Here is a 14,044-nt window from a genome sequence, read left to right on the forward strand (position 1 = left end):
ACCTCTCCCGCTTGCGGGCAGGGCAATCGCATATTGGTTTGCGGCGCTCCTCACCATGAGGGTTTAAGATTTTGCCGCGAAACTAGACCTCATCCTGAGGAGCCCGCCAACGGCGGGCGTCTCGAAGGATGGGCCGCAAAGAGACCGCTCACCCGGTTCTTTTGCATATCCGATTGCCCTGCCCGCAAGCTGGGAAGGGAGCGCACCGTCACTGGAAAGTCATGTCCAGACACTTGGAGATGTCGGAGCCGAGGCCGGAGGAGATGGTGATGCAGCCGCGCACCTTCTGCGCGGTCATGTCGGCGGCCCACACCGAATAGCCGCCGGGGCCAAAGAACGAGTTGGTGTTCGGCGGCTCGGTCTCGGTGGCATCGAAATCGTAGTGGCCGTCGGTCTCGAAGATGCGCGGCTTCTTGGTACAGCCGCCGTCGGTCTGCACGTTGATGACTTCCTTGTTGTCGCGGGTCAGCGCAAGCGAGACCTGGCAGCGGAAATATTCCGAGGTCTTGGTATTGAAGAGATAAGTGTAGGACCTGCAGGTCGCGGTGTTCAGCTTGCCCGGGGCAAGGCCGCGGCTGCAGGAAATCCGCTGGTTGTGGCTGAGCTGGTAGTCGTCGGCATGGGCGACGGGCGCGAGCGTCATCAGCAACGCGGCGGGCAAGCAAATTTTTATGACATGGTTCATGCGAATCATCCCTACCCAATCTCTTTGTCGAATTGCGTTCTAGATGGAAAGCGGAACATAGTCGCGAGCGAACGAAGGGAAAATCACAAACTGCTGGGCAGGATGTGATTGGGGACCACGACCCGTTCGACGGGTCGTGGTGCGTTGCGATCGAGGCGTGTATTGACCGGCAAAGACTGTTCGCGATTTGTTCGAAACGGCGGCCAAGTGGTTATGGGGAGGATGAGGATGACTGGATTTGGAACGAAGGCCTCGATGGCTGCGGCGATGTTTGGGGCAGTGATCTTCGGGGCGCTCGCCGCGCCGGCCGTCGCGCAGACCGCCGCGACGCCGTGGGAGCTGAAGGCCGACATGGGCTATGCCTATGACAAGGAAGGCAAGACTTTCTCTTACAAGATGGGCACCAGCAATGCCGGCGACCTCCTGAAGGGCGCCAAGAAGGTGCCACGCGGCACGCTGTTCTTCATCGGCCAGAACGGCCAGCTCTACATGCGCACCGGCCCGTACCTCGAGGGCGACGGACGGTTCAAGTTCGGCCCGGACCAGTAAGGGGGCGGCGGAGCGGCGCCACACATTCGGTGTCATCACCCGCGAAAGCGGGTGATCCAGTATTCCAGAGACAGCTATGGGATGCGGAGAGGGCACGGCGTACTGGATGCCCCGCCTTCGCGGGGCATGACGGCCACCTTCTAAAACGCCCCCGCCAACTCCCTCGCCCCAGCATTGTTGCTGTTCGAATCCATCCGTGCATCCGTCACCGCCAGCAGCTTCGCCACCGTGTTGTGGCGGATCGCGACCGGGTTGCGCTCGTAGCCGCCGCGCTGGAAGAAGTTCGAGGTCGGCACCTGCTCGCGCATGGCCTGGGGCATCGTCACCATGTCGAGGCCGGTACCGTCGCCGGTGAGGTTCATCATCTCGAGCTCGGCGGCGGTGAGCGGGCGGGTATAGCCCTTGGCGCGCGCGAACAGCACGGAGGTCAAAAGCTTGTGGGTCTGAAGCATCGGCCCGACGTCGATGTCCAGCACCATGGCGTGCATTGCCCAGCCCTGTGCGGTGTCGCCGATCTTCTCATGCTCCGACCAGGTATCCGGCACCGACTTTGCGTGCGCCACCATCTTCTTCAACACGGCGAGCTTGTACTCAAGCGCCTTGCGCGCTGCACCTGAGCTCTGTGCGGTCTTCTCGGAGAGCGCGCGGATCAACTCGTGACCCTGCTCGGCGAGCAGTTCGACGCTGTTGGTCGTCAGCAACTGGTTGTAGCCGATCGCGGTCGAGATCGCGCGCTTGCCGCCATGTTCAATTCCCGCTTGCACGTCGTGATTGCCGGTGCCGCCGGTCTCGAACGAATAGACCCGCACCGCCTGCTCGCGCGTCAGCCCGAAGGCGAGCGCATAACGCGCGTAGGCACGCTTGAACTCGACTTCGGTCGCGGGCCGCTGCGGCGTAAACTGATAGAGCTCCTGCGACGCGCGCAACAGATCGGCAACGACGGGGATCGGCTTGCGCGGGCGCGGCTCCGGCTCTTCGGTGGGTTCCGGATTCACCGGCCGCTTAGGCCCGGTATAGAGCGGCGGCGGCTCCAGCACGTAATCGTCGAGCGTGATCTGCTGCCCGCCGCGCCGCTTGGCGTTGCGGGTGCGGCGCTTCTCCGCGATCTGGCCCCAATAGGCTCCGGCCTCCGCGTCAAAGGCGGCGCGCGCCTCCTGGTACTCCTGGAGGCGGCGGCGATATTCGAGGATGGCTTGCGGCGACGCCTGCGCCATCGCGTTGCCGACGGCCGGCGGTAGTGCGGAGGAGTCGCGCGCGGGCGCAGGCGATGCGAACAGGACGAACGCAAACGGTGCAAGCGTCAGCGCGTGCCGAATCGGTTGGTGATGCATGGTACCGTCTTAGCAAGCACCGCGTGACTGTCAGGTTAAAACGCCGTTTACTTCTAAGGTCATTTCCAGGCGAACACCGGCTGTTCCAGCTCGGCAACACGGGTTGCGCGCCCCGCCAGCACCTCGCGGAACTGATAGATCAGCGCGGCGGTCGGAGCGTGGATCAGGCTCCCCTCGTGATGGAAGCGGATCACGCGCCGTGCGCTTTCGGGGATGGCGACGAAGTCGAAGGCGTCATCGCGCTCGATCGTAGCAAGCGCTATTGGGTGCACGGAGGCGACCTCCTCTGGGTTCGGCACGATTCGTCCACTGTCGGCGGCCCAGACCACGACGGGCGTGATCAGATAGCCGGAGCGGGTCGGGTAGTCGTCCAGGAGGCCGAGCACCGCGTCCGCAGCAAGCCTCAATCCGAGCTCCTCGTCGAGCTCCCGCAGCGCCGCCGCGACCGGCGTTTCACCGGCATCGCAGCGTCCGCCGGGCAAGGCCCATTGCCCGCGATGAGCGCGCAGGTGAGACGCACGCAAGGTGAGCAGCAGCGCGGTGTCGCGCCCCTCGCCTGCAGCGGCAAGCGCAATGGCAACAGCGGCGCGCTTCAGTGCTGGCGGCTCGTCATCGTCCGGCAGGCGCACGAACGCCGCGCAGGCGCCGGCGATATTCCGCCGTGTGGCATCGTCGAACGGTCTCATGATGCTTGACTACACCAGGAGCGCGCTTGATGAAATGAGGCGCACATGCTCCGCTTTCACAGACGGACCCGGATATGATCGACAAGGCCGCCGCAAGACTCAAGCACGACGGCTGGGCCGTTGTCGAAACCACCGGTTTCATGCACCTCATCGGTCCCTTGTGGGAGCGCCGGGTCGACGGCCAGTATGAATACGCGCTGATCACGCAGGACAAGCATCACAACCGCCGCGGCATGGTGCAGGGCGGCGTGACGATGACCTTCGCCGACCGAACCTGCGGCATGACCGCGCGATACGTCACCGGCAAGCAGTACATGGCGACGGTGCAGCTCGACACCCATTTCGTCGAGGCCGGCAAGATCGGCGACATCCTGATCTCGCGCCCGCGCGTGGTGCGCTCGACCCGCAGCCTCGTTTTCATGAACACCGAGGTCACCGTCGACGACCGCTGCATCGTGATGGCGAATGGTGTGTTCAAGATCTTGAAGGGGCCGGAGTAGGCTCATTGCAAGACGTCCTCCGACGTCGTCCTGGCGAAAGCCAGGACCCATTACCCCAGGGAGCAGCCGTGGCGCGAAGCTGGTCAACCACGAGTCTTCGCCAAACCACTTCCTGTGGTTATGGGTCCTGGATCAGCGCTCGCTCCGCTCGCTTGTCCAGGACGACGATACTGAGAGAGCATGCGTATTGAAGCATTTCTGGATTGCTCTGCTGCGCTCGCAATGGCGAAGTTGGGCCGCTATGCTGGCGCCCACAAACACGTTGAGGAATAGCCCATGCAATACCGCCAGCTCGGCCGCAGTGGCCTGAAAGTCTCGCCGATCTGTCTGGGCACGATGATGTTCGGCGGCCCCACCAGTGAGGCGGATTCCGCAAAAATCATCGCGAAGGCGCGCGAGGCCGGTATCAACTTCATCGACACGGCCGACGCGTATTCGAACGGCGGTTCGGAAGAGGTCGTCGGCCGCGCGATTGCCAACAACCGTCACGCCTGGGTACTCGCCACAAAACTCGCCAATCCCATGGGCGATGACCCCAATCGCGGCGGCCTGTCGCGGCGCTGGGTGTTGCAGGCAGCGGACGAGAGCTTGAAGCGCCTCGGCACCGATTTCATCGACGTCTACTATCTGCACAAGGAAGACCATGCGACGCCGCTGGAGGAGACCGTGCGCGCGATAGGAGACCTGATCCGTGCGGGCAAGGTGCGCTATTTCGGCGTCTCGAACTACCGCGCCTGGCGCCTCGCCGAGATCTGCAACATCTGCGACCGGCTCGGCATCGACCGGCCCGTGGTGAGCCAGCCCTACTACAACGCCATGAACCGCATGCCGGAGGTCGAGCACTTTCCGGCCTGCGGCTATTACGGCCTCGGTATCGTGCCCTACAGCCCGCTGGCGCGCGGCGTGCTGACAGGCAAATACAGCCCGGACGCACCGCCCGACAAGGAGACGCGCGCGGGCCGCAACGACACCCGCATGATGCAGACGGAATGGCGTCCCGAGTCGCTCAAGCTCGCGCAGGAGATCAAGCAGCATGCGGAGAAAAAGGGCATCACTGCCGGCCAGTTCGCAGTCGCCTGGGTGCTCAACTCCGCTTTCGTCACCTCGGTGATCGCCGGCCCGCGCACCGAGGAGCAGTGGGACGACTACATCCGCGCGCTCGACTATCGCTTCACCGCAGAGGACGAGGCGTTGATCGACGCCCTGGTGACATCGGGCCATCCCTCGACTCCGGGCTATAACGACCCGGCCTATCCGATCGAAGGCCGCCGCGCGCGGACAGCGTAAAGGAAGCGACCATGGCGTATCAGGACCGCTACGGGCTTCCGCTCTCCACCATATCCGATGCGGCGGCAAGCGCGTATCGCGAGGGCGTCGACCTCTTGCTCGCGGGCTGGACCGGCGCAGCGGAGACGCTGGAGCGCGCCATCGAGGCTGATCCTGATTTCGCACTGGCGCACATCGCGCGCGCCCGCCTGCATTCCTTCTATCAGCAGGGCGAGCTCGCGCGGAAGAAAGCGGGCCTCGCGCGCGAGCTGGTGGCGAAGCGCGGCACGGAGCGCGAACGCTCGCATGTCGAGGCGCTGGCGCTCGCGGTCGAGGGACGTCTGCCGGAGGCGCTGGCTGCGACCTTGAAGCATATCGAGGCATGGCCGCGCGATGCGGTGGTGCTGGCACTGCCGCTCGGCGCGTTCGGCCTGTTCGCTTTCTCCGGCATGGCCGATCACGACCGCGCGCGGCAGGACCTGTGCGCAAGCGTCGCGGATCACTATGGCGAGGACTGGTGGTTCCTCACGCTCTACGGCTGGGCGATCACGGAGAATGGCGATGTTGCGCACGGCCGCGCCATCACCGAGCGCGGCTTTGGCCTGAAGCGCGAAAACGCGCATGGCGCCCACGCCGTGCTGCATGCGATGTTCGAGGACGGTTCGATCGACGAGGCGGACCGTCTCGTCGACGAATGGATCGGCGGCTATGACCGTTCCGGAATCCTGCACGGCCATATCCGCTGGCACCAGGCGCTCGGCGCGCTCGAGCACGGCAATGCGGCGCGCGCGCTCGCGATCTATGCCGACGCGCTGCAGCCGTCGATGACGCAGGCGCCGCCGCTCAACGTGATCACCGACGGCGCCTCGCTGTTGTGGCGCCTGTCGGCCTATGGTCACGCAGTGCCGAAAGAGCTCTGGACCGAGGCTGACGCCACCGCGCAAAAACTGTTTCCGAAATCGAGCATCCCCTTTGCCGACGTCCACATGGCGCTGTTCGCGGCCGCCACGCAAGATCGCGACGCACTGGCCCCGCGTCTTGCCGTCATCGAGCAGCGGCTGGCCGACGGCAAGCTGCCTGCGGGCCCCGTGGTGCCCGCGATCTGCCGCGCGATGACGGCCTTCGCCGACGAGGATTTTGCCACGTGCGTGCACGTGCTCGCGCCGGCTCTTTCCGATGTCGTGCGGATCGGCGGCAGCCACGCCCAGCGGGAGCTGATCGAGGATACTTTTATCGTCGCCTTGATGCGCAGCGGCGAGCTCGCACGCGCCCGCGCGATGCTCGACGCCCGCCTGCACCGCCGCCCTTCGCCGCGCGATGCGCGCTGGCAGACGGCACTTCAGTGAAACGCCCCGATCAAGCGGCGCCGAGCCGCTGCCTTGCGCTGTCGTTGGCGTCGGTAATGCCGCTGGAGGCGCCGGCCTTGCCGAGACCGAACGGAGGCATGCCGCTGTAGATCGCCTCATAGTCGCCGGCGTGGACCCTGTAGGTCTCGTGCCAGATGCCGACGTCGCCGCGGCTGTCCTTCAGGCGCCGGTTGAAATCAACCCAGGCCGGCCAGTGCTGCGCGTCGCGCGCCCTGGCGTAGCGCTCCAGATGATCAAAGCTCCGCCAATACTGCACCATGTTGAGAAGGCCGAGTTCGGTGTGACCGAGGAAGCCGACCTCCTTTGAGGCCTTCTCCAGCTCCTTGATCATCCTCGGCATGGCGAGCGCGACCGGCAGCCATTTGTGGAGCGCCCACGGCTTGTTGACGCGCATGCCGATCAGGAACACGACGAAATCGCCTTCGATCCGGCCGGCGACGCGGCTCGGGATTACCTTGGCCATGCGAAGCCTCCCCCCGTAGATTTCCGGAAAGACTGCCGGAGGGCGGTCGCCGCGACAAGCTTTGCCACGAAAAAAACATGGCCCTGGCGACAAGTGCGCGCCGGGACGGGGGTTGGGGCGGTTTTCGCGAATCGCCGGCAGGTGGCGCGGTGGTATTCCAGACGGGCATGTGCTTGGCACAACAAACGGGATCGCAACCAATTGGTGGTTCGATGGTTGATGCACGGAGCTTTTCCGTTTCCGCCACGCGCCATGCGAGCCCGGTGATGCGCCGCTTCCGACCGGTTCTGGCCGCGAGCCTGGTCGCTCTCGCAACTCCCTGTTTTGCCGGGTCTTCCGCCCCCATCCGGGTCAACAACCAGGCGGAGCCGCAAAACTCCTTCATCGACCTGCTGGCGCTGATGTCGGGCCAGTGCAAGACGCTGAAGATCGCCGGGCGCGAATTCGGCTGCAAGACGGTGGCCTACGCCCATGGCGACAAGGGCCGGGTCAATTTCGCGGTCGCGGTCGACGACCCCGCCGACGACAGCCATGTCGTTTCGTTCTCCGGCGAGAACGGCAAGCGCGCCGACGACAATTCCTATGAGCTGCCGATCGACCGCATGCTGCTCAACTCCAAGGACCGGCCGCGGGTCGACGGCCTGCCGGTGCCGGCCGAGCAGACTTCCACCGGCATCTGCCGCCAGACCGGCAATTTCGCCGCAAAGCAGGTCTCGAACATCACCTGCACCGCGACCGACAATGAGGGCCGCAAGTACGAGCTGCTGTTCGTCTCCGACGGCACGCCGGTGAGCGTGCGCCGCGTCCGGCAGTCCTCGCCGTCGATCCAGGATCCGTTCAAGTAGGCAGCGGACGGCCGCTTACCTGCCAAGGAGCAGGATGGATCGCGGCCAATAGCATTGCTACCCCAAGGGCTGGGACGACGATCCACAACGTTTCGTGCTTCATGACGCCCGGTCGCTAAGCTTCCGGGCTCTCAGTACTTGGCGACCACTGGTCCGGACGTGAACTGGTAGTTGAAGCCAGCCCGCAGGATATGATCGTGGAACTTGACTGTAGTCTCGTTGGCGGTGCCACCGAAGTAGGTGGGCGACCCCAGATCGAGATAGAGGTATTCGAGTTTCGCTGACCAGTTGCGGTTGAATTTCTTTTCGATGCCGGCCCCTGCGGTCCAGCCCAAGCGAGTCTGGCTCTCGGAGACCGCCGCGCCGACAACCGTAACCGGCGCTCCGACCGGCGCGTTGCTGCCATCGAACCGTTGCCCGGTCAGCGTTGCCTGAGTGCCGAACTTGACCTCTCCGACCGCCAGACCCCCGGTCGCATAGAGCAGCAGGCTGGGATCGGCCAATAGTCCGGCGCGACCGCGGAAGGTTGCAAACCACGGAAAATCAGTGCTGCTGTCGGCGGTGCCGGTAATGCCAACAAAAGCGGTCCTGACCGCCGTCAGCGTGTCGATCGAACGGCCGCGCTCGCCAGTTCCTTGAATATCGGCCTCGACACCCAGGACCCATTTCCGATCGACCTGCCAGTTGTAGCCGATTTGACCGCCGCCAAGCCCCCCATCAACGCTCTGTCCGATGCTCACAGCAAGCGGGGTGGTCGACATGACCGTGGCGTTGGAGCGGCCCCAGCTATAGCCGCCGTTCAACCCCGCATAAAACCCCGTCCAATTGTAGCCGGGATCGACCATCGGCGGCGCCTTGACGTAAGGCTTCGGCGCCAGGTCAGCAGCCATCGCGCCCGTTGCAAGCAGCGACACCGCCGCCGCCATTCCAATCACGATCCGATTCATCAAAAGTCCCTCTGCTCCTGGCATCAATGAGGTACGCGGAGTTCGCCGTCTTGGAATATAGCGCCAATCGCTTCACCAATAGCGCCCTGCGGGCGTGACGGCGGCTCCGTGATGCAGAACTGCCACACAGAAGCGCTCCTGCCGTCGCCCTTCGAGGCCCCACGGATTCTATGGTGCGTGCAGGCGCGTTGGCGAGCGCTGTGGCCGATCGCGACCGATCATCGATCGCAACTCCATGAGATCGATGAAGACATCGGCCTGGCGTCGCAACTCCTCCGCAATCATTGGCGGGTGAAGCGTCGAGACCACGGTGACGCGGACGCCCCGCCGCTGCACGGCTTCGACCAGCGATCGAAGATCGCCGTCGCCTGAGAACAGCACCATCTGGTCGATGTGCGCGGCAAGCTCCATGGCGTCGACCGCAAGCTCGACGTCCATCTTGCCCTTGAACTTGCGGTGGCCGCTGGCGTCGACGTATTCCTTGGCCGCCTTGGTGACGACGGCGTAGCCGTTATAGTCCAGCCAATCGACCAGGGTGCGAAGCGGAACATGCTCCTGATCCTCGACGATCGCGGTGTAGTAGAATGCGCGCACCGGATTGCCACGCGCCTTGCACGCGTCGAGCAGACGGCCGTAGTCGATCTCGAAGCCAAGCGCCTTGGCGGTCGCGTGCAGATTGGCACCATCGATGAAGAGCGCGATCCTGCCGGAGAGGAAAGACGACATATTACCACTGATACCGCGCGATGCCCTTGCCGGTGTAGCTGCGGGTGACGTTCGAGAACTCGCCCTCGAAGGTGCCGGACAGCGAGAATCCGTTCAGCCATTTCAGCTCCGTCGCGCCCGTGACCAGCGTGGCATCGTGCGCCTGCGCCGCGCCGTTCACCACGAAGCTCGCGCCCGGCAGGGTCTGGAAGGTGGCCGAGATCGCGCGATCCGGATTGAAGTCGTGCGCCCATGCCGCACGGCTGCGCAGCGTGAGGAGCGCCGTCTCCAGGGCATACGAACGATCAGTGCGCAGGCCGAGCTCGCTGCGGGTGGCGGTGACGTCCCTGCCGGCATAGTTCAGCGCAAAAGTGTTGGCGCCGGAGACCGCCTGCTCGCCATAGCCCGGCAGGAAGAAACTGGTGAACTGCGCCGCCGCATACGGCGTGATCCCCATCCAGGGCGTGACATAGCGATAACCGCCTTCGAGGCGTCCCGACAGCGCGTTGGCATTGAACCGCGCGCGCAGATGATCGACGCCGGCGATGGTCACCGTGCGATCCGTCGTCACATCCTGCCAGCCATAGGCGAGCGCGCCGGCAACGTAGGCATTGCCCATGGTGTGGCGTGCGTAGACGCCGGCCTGGAACAGGTCGGAGCTTCCAGTGCCGAGCCCGTTGGCGACGCCAAAGCTGGTGCCGCCGCCGCCGAGCGCGAAACCGACCCGCGTGTTCGGCGATATCAGGTAATCGGCGCCCGCGGCCACGCCGGCGATGCGGCTCGTCGCGGTGTTTGAGCCGACCACGGTATTGCCGTCGGTGGTCTGCGAGCCGCCATAGCCGGCCGCCCACACGTTCCAGCGTTGCGTGAAGGAATTCCCACGCGCCTTGTCGATTGCCGCATGGGCGTCGCGACCCGCGTTCGTACGCGTGGCTGCGCCGTCGTCGGCATAGCGCGAGGCCCCGCCCTCCGGCTCGCTTGGATCGTTGCGGTTGCCTAAGAACGGATCGAGCATCGTGTTGAGGAACTGGCCCATGGCACTGAAGGTGCCTTGCTGCGCGCCGGTGGCGACTTCGCCGGAGGCCTGCGTCAGCCCGTTGAGGAGGTTTTGGCCCGTCGCGCCGAACAGCGTGTTGAAGCCGGTCGTCATCGAGCCGCCGCCGAGCAGCGCGTTGTCGATCCCTGCGGCGACATTCTTCTGGTTGATGTTGGCAAAGCCCGGCAGCGACGGCGACAGCAATCCGGGGTCGAGCGTCAGCAGCACGTTGTTGCCCGAGTAGCTCACCCGCGCGTTGCGGCCGTAGGCGGAGTTGCTCATCGAGACCGATCCGAACGTCCCGGTCGTGTTCGCCGAGGTGAGGATGGTGTAGGTCGTGGTCGACGAGACGCGGCCGGTCAGGTTCACAACAACGGTGCCGTCGATCTGCGCTGCGCCGGCCACCACGGTGTTGCTGGCGGATGTGCCGGAGACCTGGACCATGTAGGTCGCGGCCGTGGTCAGCACCAGATTGCCGGCGATGGTGAGCGTGCCGATCGAGTTCGGGCCGATCGCGTTGCCCGGCGCCAGCGTGCCGCCGTAGATCGTGGTGTCGCCGACCGTGCCGATGCCGCCCAGCGTGCCGCCGCCAAACACCGTGGTGGCGGAGTTTCCGATCGAGCCGTTCACCGACAGCGTGCCGCCGTTAACGACGGTCGACCCGGTATAGGTGCTGTTCCCGGTCAGGATCGTGGTGCCCGAAAACTGGGCGACGCTCCCGCCGCCGCTGATGTCCGGCGCGAAAACATAGTTCGACGAAGTGTGATTGAAAACGATCACACCGGTGCCGGCGCCGAACTGGATCGTGGACGCCGTCAATGTGCCCGGCGCCGCCGCCGCCGAGCCCGGCGCCGCGCCGATGTAGAGCGTGCCGGTCGAGCCGGCTTGGTCGGCGACATAGATCGCGCCTGCGACCGAGACTGCGCCGCCGTTCGCAATGGTCAGCGTGCCGTTAGAGTTGTAGCCGAGGTAGAGGTCGCTGCTGCTGCTCCACGTCGAGCCCGCGCCGTCGACCGCAACGACGCCGCTCGCGGCAAGGCCGATGACGCCGTACGTGCCGCTCACCGCACCGCCATTCCTGATCACGAGCATGCCCGAACCGGCGCTCCCGACAGTCAAGCCGCCAGCCGCCCAGGTCGAGCCCGCACCGTCCACCACGACGGATCCGCTTCCGCCGATGTAACCGACACGTGCGGCCCCGCTCGTGACCTTGCCGCCGCTCCAAATGTTCAGCATGCCGGTGCCAGCGTCGCCGACATAGAGACCGCCGCCATTGGTCCACGTCGAACCGGCGCCGGTGACCGTGACCGTGCCCGTGGAGAGGGCCAACGAGCCGATCGACGCGTTGAGATTGCTGACCGAGCCGCCATTGGCGATCGTCATCGTGCCCGTTCCGCCTTTGCCGATCGTCAGGAAGTTGCCGCCACCGGCCGCCACCGTGAAGCTCGAGCCCGCTCCGGTCACATTGAGCGTGCCGTTTCCGGTCGAGCTGAAGCCGAGATAGGCATCCAGGCCGCTGGTCACCGCGGCGCCGTTGGCGATCGTCACCGTGCCGGTGCCGGAAGAGCCGACATAAACTTCGCCGCTGTTGCTCCATGTCGAACCGGCGCCATCGACCCGAACGTTGCCGGTCGAACCGGCTTGAACCCCGACAAGTCCCTGAGTATTGCTGACGGCACCACCGTTAATCACCGTCAGGTTGCCGGTGCCGCCGAAGCCGACCTCCAAAGTGCCGCTGTTGTTCCAAGCCGAGTTGGCTCCGGAGACGTTGACGGTGCCATTGCTGTTCGCGAGATAGCCGATGTAGCCGTTGGCGTCGTTCAGTATCCCGCCGGTGGAGGTGCCGAGGGCGTTGAGGATGGTGAGGCTGCCGGTGCCCGCGGCACCCACGAATGTCAGCTGTGCCGATGCCGTTGCGCCGCGGATGACGGTGTCACTGGGCGACACCGTATCGATCGTGACCGTGTCCGTGGCGTTCGGCACCCCCGACGGACTCCAGTTGCCCGCAATGAACCAGTCGTTCGACCCGGTACCGCTACTGATCCAATCCGGGGTGCCGGCGTGCGCGGGGCCAACCAGCGACAGCGCGACGCCGGTCAGCGCGGTCGAGCCGATCAGCAACGCCATCAGGGAAGCCGCGCGTGGAGCAAAGCCACCGCGGACAAGAGCCCGGTTCATACCTGCGTCAGAGTTGAATGAAAGACGTGTACCCCTCGGCATGCTTGACCTCGTGCGAAACCATGATCGATCCCGGTGCGGACACCGGTCAGGCGACTCGTCCCGGCCACATGGCGGGACTGAATCGCGCTTAAACTGCTCCTGGTATCAGTGAGCTATGCGCGGCTCGCTGTCTTGGAACGCACCGCCAATCGTTTCACCATCAGCGCCCTACGATCGCGACGGCCGCTCCATGATGCAGAACGGCCACGGGCAGAAGCGCCCCGAAAGCAGCTTCAAGCGCAACTGCGGACTGCATCCGTCCGCATGGCTCGCCACCCGATGGCGGCGCGATCAGAGCGCAGGAGACGCCGGCTACGTCGTCATTGAACTCCAGCGCCAATCACTTCACCTTCAGCGCCATGCGATCGTGACGGTGGCCAGCCGGTGACAGTGCACTTAACTAGCGATTTTGCGGTCTATCAGGTCGAGCGAGTGCACTGTAATTCCGTAGAGGACTCTCACTTCCAGGTCATCGACCGGACACCACTCCGGTCAAATCGCGCCAGTCACGGCGCTCCGCGCCATGCCTCGCGCACCAACAAAAAGGCCGGCGCGAGGCCGGCCTTTCATCGGAGCAGATTGCTCGCAGCAGATCAGTACTTCGCAACCACTGGGCCGCCGAAGGTGTAGTTCACACGGACGGTGCCCATGTCAACGTCCTGCTTGATGCTCTCGTTGCGTGAGACGGCGCCGACCGGAGCGAGGGTGGACGTCAAGGTAACATCGCGCCGTCCCATGAATAGATGATCGTATTCGACGGCAACCGACCAGCCTGGCGCGAAGCCAAACTCAACTCCGGTTCCGACCGCTCCACCCCAGCGCGTCTCGCTTGCCTGATCAAAAGTGGTGCTATTGAAACGCGTGAAGCCATCGTACTTGTCATGGGTCGCCGCAGCGCCGCCCTTCACGTACCAGAGCACGTTATTCCAAGCATAGCCGACCTGACCGGTGAACAGGCCGATGGCATCGATCTTGGACGTGTTGCGCACCATGTTGCCGAACGCAGCCGGCAAGCTCAGATTCGATGCCTTCAAGTTCGCCCAGTTACCCTGAGCCTCCAGGCCGAATACCCAGCTGGATGCCTGCCAGCGATACCCGATCTGACCGCCCGCGAGGCCACCAGTCGCGTTATGGCAGCCTTCGCTCGCTGACGGCGTAATCGGAAAGCCACGAAAACCTGTAACATCCCAACAGTTGTGGCTCGAAGCGCCACCGCCGTTGAGGCCGATGTAGACGCCTGTCCAGTTGTAGATGGGCGCGACGACGGGCGCCTTGGTGTAGCTTGGCGCGATGTCGGCGGCGAGCGCGGAAGCCGTTCCAACCAGAACCAGCGAGATCGCCAGCGTTAACTTTCTCATTTTCATCTCCGTGCCCTGACGCGACGTATGTTCGCGTCCAAAAGCGCACGGGTGGGGAAGCATCCGGCGCATCCTGGGAGTAACAT

14 protein-coding genes are annotated in these 14,044 nt (G+C 64.6%); 6 read left to right on the top strand and 8 right to left on the bottom strand.

Translation table 11 applies throughout. The features are described from left to right. Window positions 1–208 precede the first annotated feature (208 nt). The gene (locus NLM33_RS26505; RefSeq protein ID WP_254100277.1) at window positions 209–685 is read right to left on the bottom strand and encodes a hypothetical protein; all 477 of its coding nucleotides are present in this window, start codon (window positions 683–685) and stop codon (window positions 209–211) included. A gap of 228 nt (window positions 686–913) precedes the next feature. Here NLM33_RS26505 and NLM33_RS26510 point away from each other — a divergent pair, with 228 nt between their 5' ends. Beyond that, on the top strand, window positions 914–1,234 hold the full coding sequence (locus NLM33_RS26510) for a hypothetical protein (RefSeq protein ID WP_254100279.1): 321 nt from the start codon (window positions 914–916) through the stop codon (window positions 1,232–1,234). 140 nt (window positions 1,235–1,374) lie between these two features. On the opposite strand, the gene NLM33_RS26515 is transcribed toward NLM33_RS26510, so the two are convergent. Both NLM33_RS26515 and NLM33_RS26520 read right to left on the bottom strand, forming a co-directional pair. Next, on the bottom strand, window positions 1,375–2,565 hold the full coding sequence (locus NLM33_RS26515; protein ID WP_254100281.1) for a hypothetical protein: 1,191 nt from the start codon (window positions 2,563–2,565) through the stop codon (window positions 1,375–1,377). 59 nt (window positions 2,566–2,624) lie between these two features. Next, window positions 2,625–3,251, bottom strand: a complete 627-nt coding sequence (locus NLM33_RS26520; RefSeq protein WP_254100283.1) for a CoA pyrophosphatase — start codon at window positions 3,249–3,251, stop codon at window positions 2,625–2,627. Between the two features lie 74 nt (window positions 3,252–3,325). Between NLM33_RS26520 and NLM33_RS26525 the strand changes: the two genes are divergently transcribed. From NLM33_RS26525 to NLM33_RS26535, 3 genes are all read left to right on the top strand, one after another. Then, window positions 3,326–3,751, top strand: coding sequence for a PaaI family thioesterase (locus tag NLM33_RS26525; protein WP_254100285.1), 426 nt, complete (start codon window positions 3,326–3,328; stop codon window positions 3,749–3,751). Between the two features lie 276 nt (window positions 3,752–4,027). Further along, window positions 4,028–5,038 carry an aldo/keto reductase gene (locus NLM33_RS26530; RefSeq protein WP_254100287.1) on the top strand — a complete coding sequence of 337 codons (1,011 nt, stop codon included), beginning with the start codon at window positions 4,028–4,030 and terminating at the stop codon, window positions 5,036–5,038. Window positions 5,039–5,049: 11 nt separating this feature from the next. Then, window positions 5,050–6,363: a tetratricopeptide repeat protein gene (locus NLM33_RS26535; protein WP_254100289.1), complete on the top strand. Its 1,314-nt coding sequence runs from the start codon at window positions 5,050–5,052 to the stop codon at window positions 6,361–6,363. A 10-nt stretch (window positions 6,364–6,373) separates the two neighbouring features. Here NLM33_RS26535 and NLM33_RS26540 read toward each other — a convergent pair whose 3' ends face one another. After that, window positions 6,374–6,847, bottom strand: a complete 474-nt coding sequence (locus NLM33_RS26540; protein WP_254100291.1) for a DUF4188 domain-containing protein — start codon at window positions 6,845–6,847, stop codon at window positions 6,374–6,376. 266 nt (window positions 6,848–7,113) lie between these two features. On the opposite strand from NLM33_RS26540, the gene NLM33_RS26545 reads away from it, so the two are divergent. Then, a complete protein-coding gene (locus NLM33_RS26545) occupies window positions 7,114–7,692 on the top strand; it encodes a hypothetical protein (RefSeq protein ID WP_254105887.1) in 579 nt (192 codons plus the stop codon). A 131-nt stretch (window positions 7,693–7,823) separates the two neighbouring features. Here the strand turns inward: NLM33_RS26545 and NLM33_RS26550 are convergent, their stop codons facing one another. The 3 genes from NLM33_RS26550 to NLM33_RS26560 form a co-directional block, all read right to left on the bottom strand. Beyond that, the gene (locus tag NLM33_RS26550) at window positions 7,824–8,618 is read right to left on the bottom strand and encodes an outer membrane protein (RefSeq protein WP_254100293.1); all 795 of its coding nucleotides are present in this window, start codon (window positions 8,616–8,618) and stop codon (window positions 7,824–7,826) included. A 189-nt stretch (window positions 8,619–8,807) separates the two neighbouring features. Beyond that, entirely contained in the window at window positions 8,808–9,365 is a 558-nt protein-coding gene (locus tag NLM33_RS26555) for an NYN domain-containing protein (RefSeq protein ID WP_254100295.1), read from the bottom strand. Window position 9,366: 1 nt separating this feature from the next. Then, window positions 9,367–12,558, bottom strand: a complete 3,192-nt coding sequence (locus tag NLM33_RS26560) for an autotransporter domain-containing protein (RefSeq protein ID WP_254100297.1) — start codon at window positions 12,556–12,558, stop codon at window positions 9,367–9,369. Between the two features lie 232 nt (window positions 12,559–12,790). On the opposite strand from NLM33_RS26560, the gene NLM33_RS26565 reads away from it, so the two are divergent. Next, on the top strand, window positions 12,791–12,988 hold the full coding sequence (locus NLM33_RS26565; RefSeq protein WP_254100299.1) for a hypothetical protein: 198 nt from the start codon (window positions 12,791–12,793) through the stop codon (window positions 12,986–12,988). A 205-nt stretch (window positions 12,989–13,193) separates the two neighbouring features. On the opposite strand, the gene NLM33_RS26570 is transcribed toward NLM33_RS26565, so the two are convergent. Next, window positions 13,194–13,964 (bottom strand): outer membrane protein, encoded by a 771-nt coding sequence (locus NLM33_RS26570; RefSeq protein WP_371930135.1) that lies wholly within the window; start codon window positions 13,962–13,964, stop codon window positions 13,194–13,196. Between the last annotated feature and the right edge of the window lie 80 nt (window positions 13,965–14,044).

This window comes from Bradyrhizobium sp. CCGUVB1N3, assembly GCF_024199925.1.
Lineage (GTDB): Bacteria > Pseudomonadota > Alphaproteobacteria > Rhizobiales > Xanthobacteraceae > Bradyrhizobium.

Excerpts from the sequence above, each read along its gene's own strand:
- NLM33_RS26550 (WP_254100293.1), bottom strand. The coding sequence starts at position 8,618 with ATGGCGGCGGCGGTGTCGCTGCTTGCAACGGGCGCGATGGCTGCTGAC.
- NLM33_RS26545 (WP_254105887.1), top strand. The coding sequence starts at position 7,114 with ATGCGCCGCTTCCGACCGGTTCTGGCCGCGAGCCTGGTCGCTCTCGCA.
- NLM33_RS26570 (WP_371930135.1), bottom strand. The coding sequence starts at position 13,964 with ATGAAAATGAGAAAGTTAACGCTGGCGATCTCGCTGGTTCTGGTTGGA.
- NLM33_RS26515 (WP_254100281.1), bottom strand. The coding sequence starts at position 2,565 with ATGCATCACCAACCGATTCGGCACGCGCTGACGCTTGCACCGTTTGCG.
- NLM33_RS26505 (WP_254100277.1), bottom strand. The coding sequence starts at position 685 with ATGAACCATGTCATAAAAATTTGCTTGCCCGCCGCGTTGCTGATGACG.
- NLM33_RS26525 (WP_254100285.1), top strand. The coding sequence starts at position 3,326 with ATGATCGACAAGGCCGCCGCAAGACTCAAGCACGACGGCTGGGCCGTT.
- NLM33_RS26555 (WP_254100295.1), bottom strand. The coding sequence starts at position 9,365 with ATGTCGTCTTTCCTCTCCGGCAGGATCGCGCTCTTCATCGATGGTGCC.
- NLM33_RS26535 (WP_254100289.1), top strand. The coding sequence starts at position 5,050 with ATGGCGTATCAGGACCGCTACGGGCTTCCGCTCTCCACCATATCCGAT.
- NLM33_RS26510 (WP_254100279.1), top strand. The coding sequence starts at position 914 with ATGACTGGATTTGGAACGAAGGCCTCGATGGCTGCGGCGATGTTTGGG.
- NLM33_RS26565 (WP_254100299.1), top strand. The coding sequence starts at position 12,791 with ATGATGCAGAACGGCCACGGGCAGAAGCGCCCCGAAAGCAGCTTCAAG.
- NLM33_RS26530 (WP_254100287.1), top strand. The coding sequence starts at position 4,028 with ATGCAATACCGCCAGCTCGGCCGCAGTGGCCTGAAAGTCTCGCCGATC.
- NLM33_RS26560 (WP_254100297.1), bottom strand. The coding sequence starts at position 12,558 with ATGAACCGGGCTCTTGTCCGCGGTGGCTTTGCTCCACGCGCGGCTTCC.
- NLM33_RS26520 (WP_254100283.1), bottom strand. The coding sequence starts at position 3,251 with ATGAGACCGTTCGACGATGCCACACGGCGGAATATCGCCGGCGCCTGC.
- NLM33_RS26540 (WP_254100291.1), bottom strand. The coding sequence starts at position 6,847 with ATGGCCAAGGTAATCCCGAGCCGCGTCGCCGGCCGGATCGAAGGCGAT.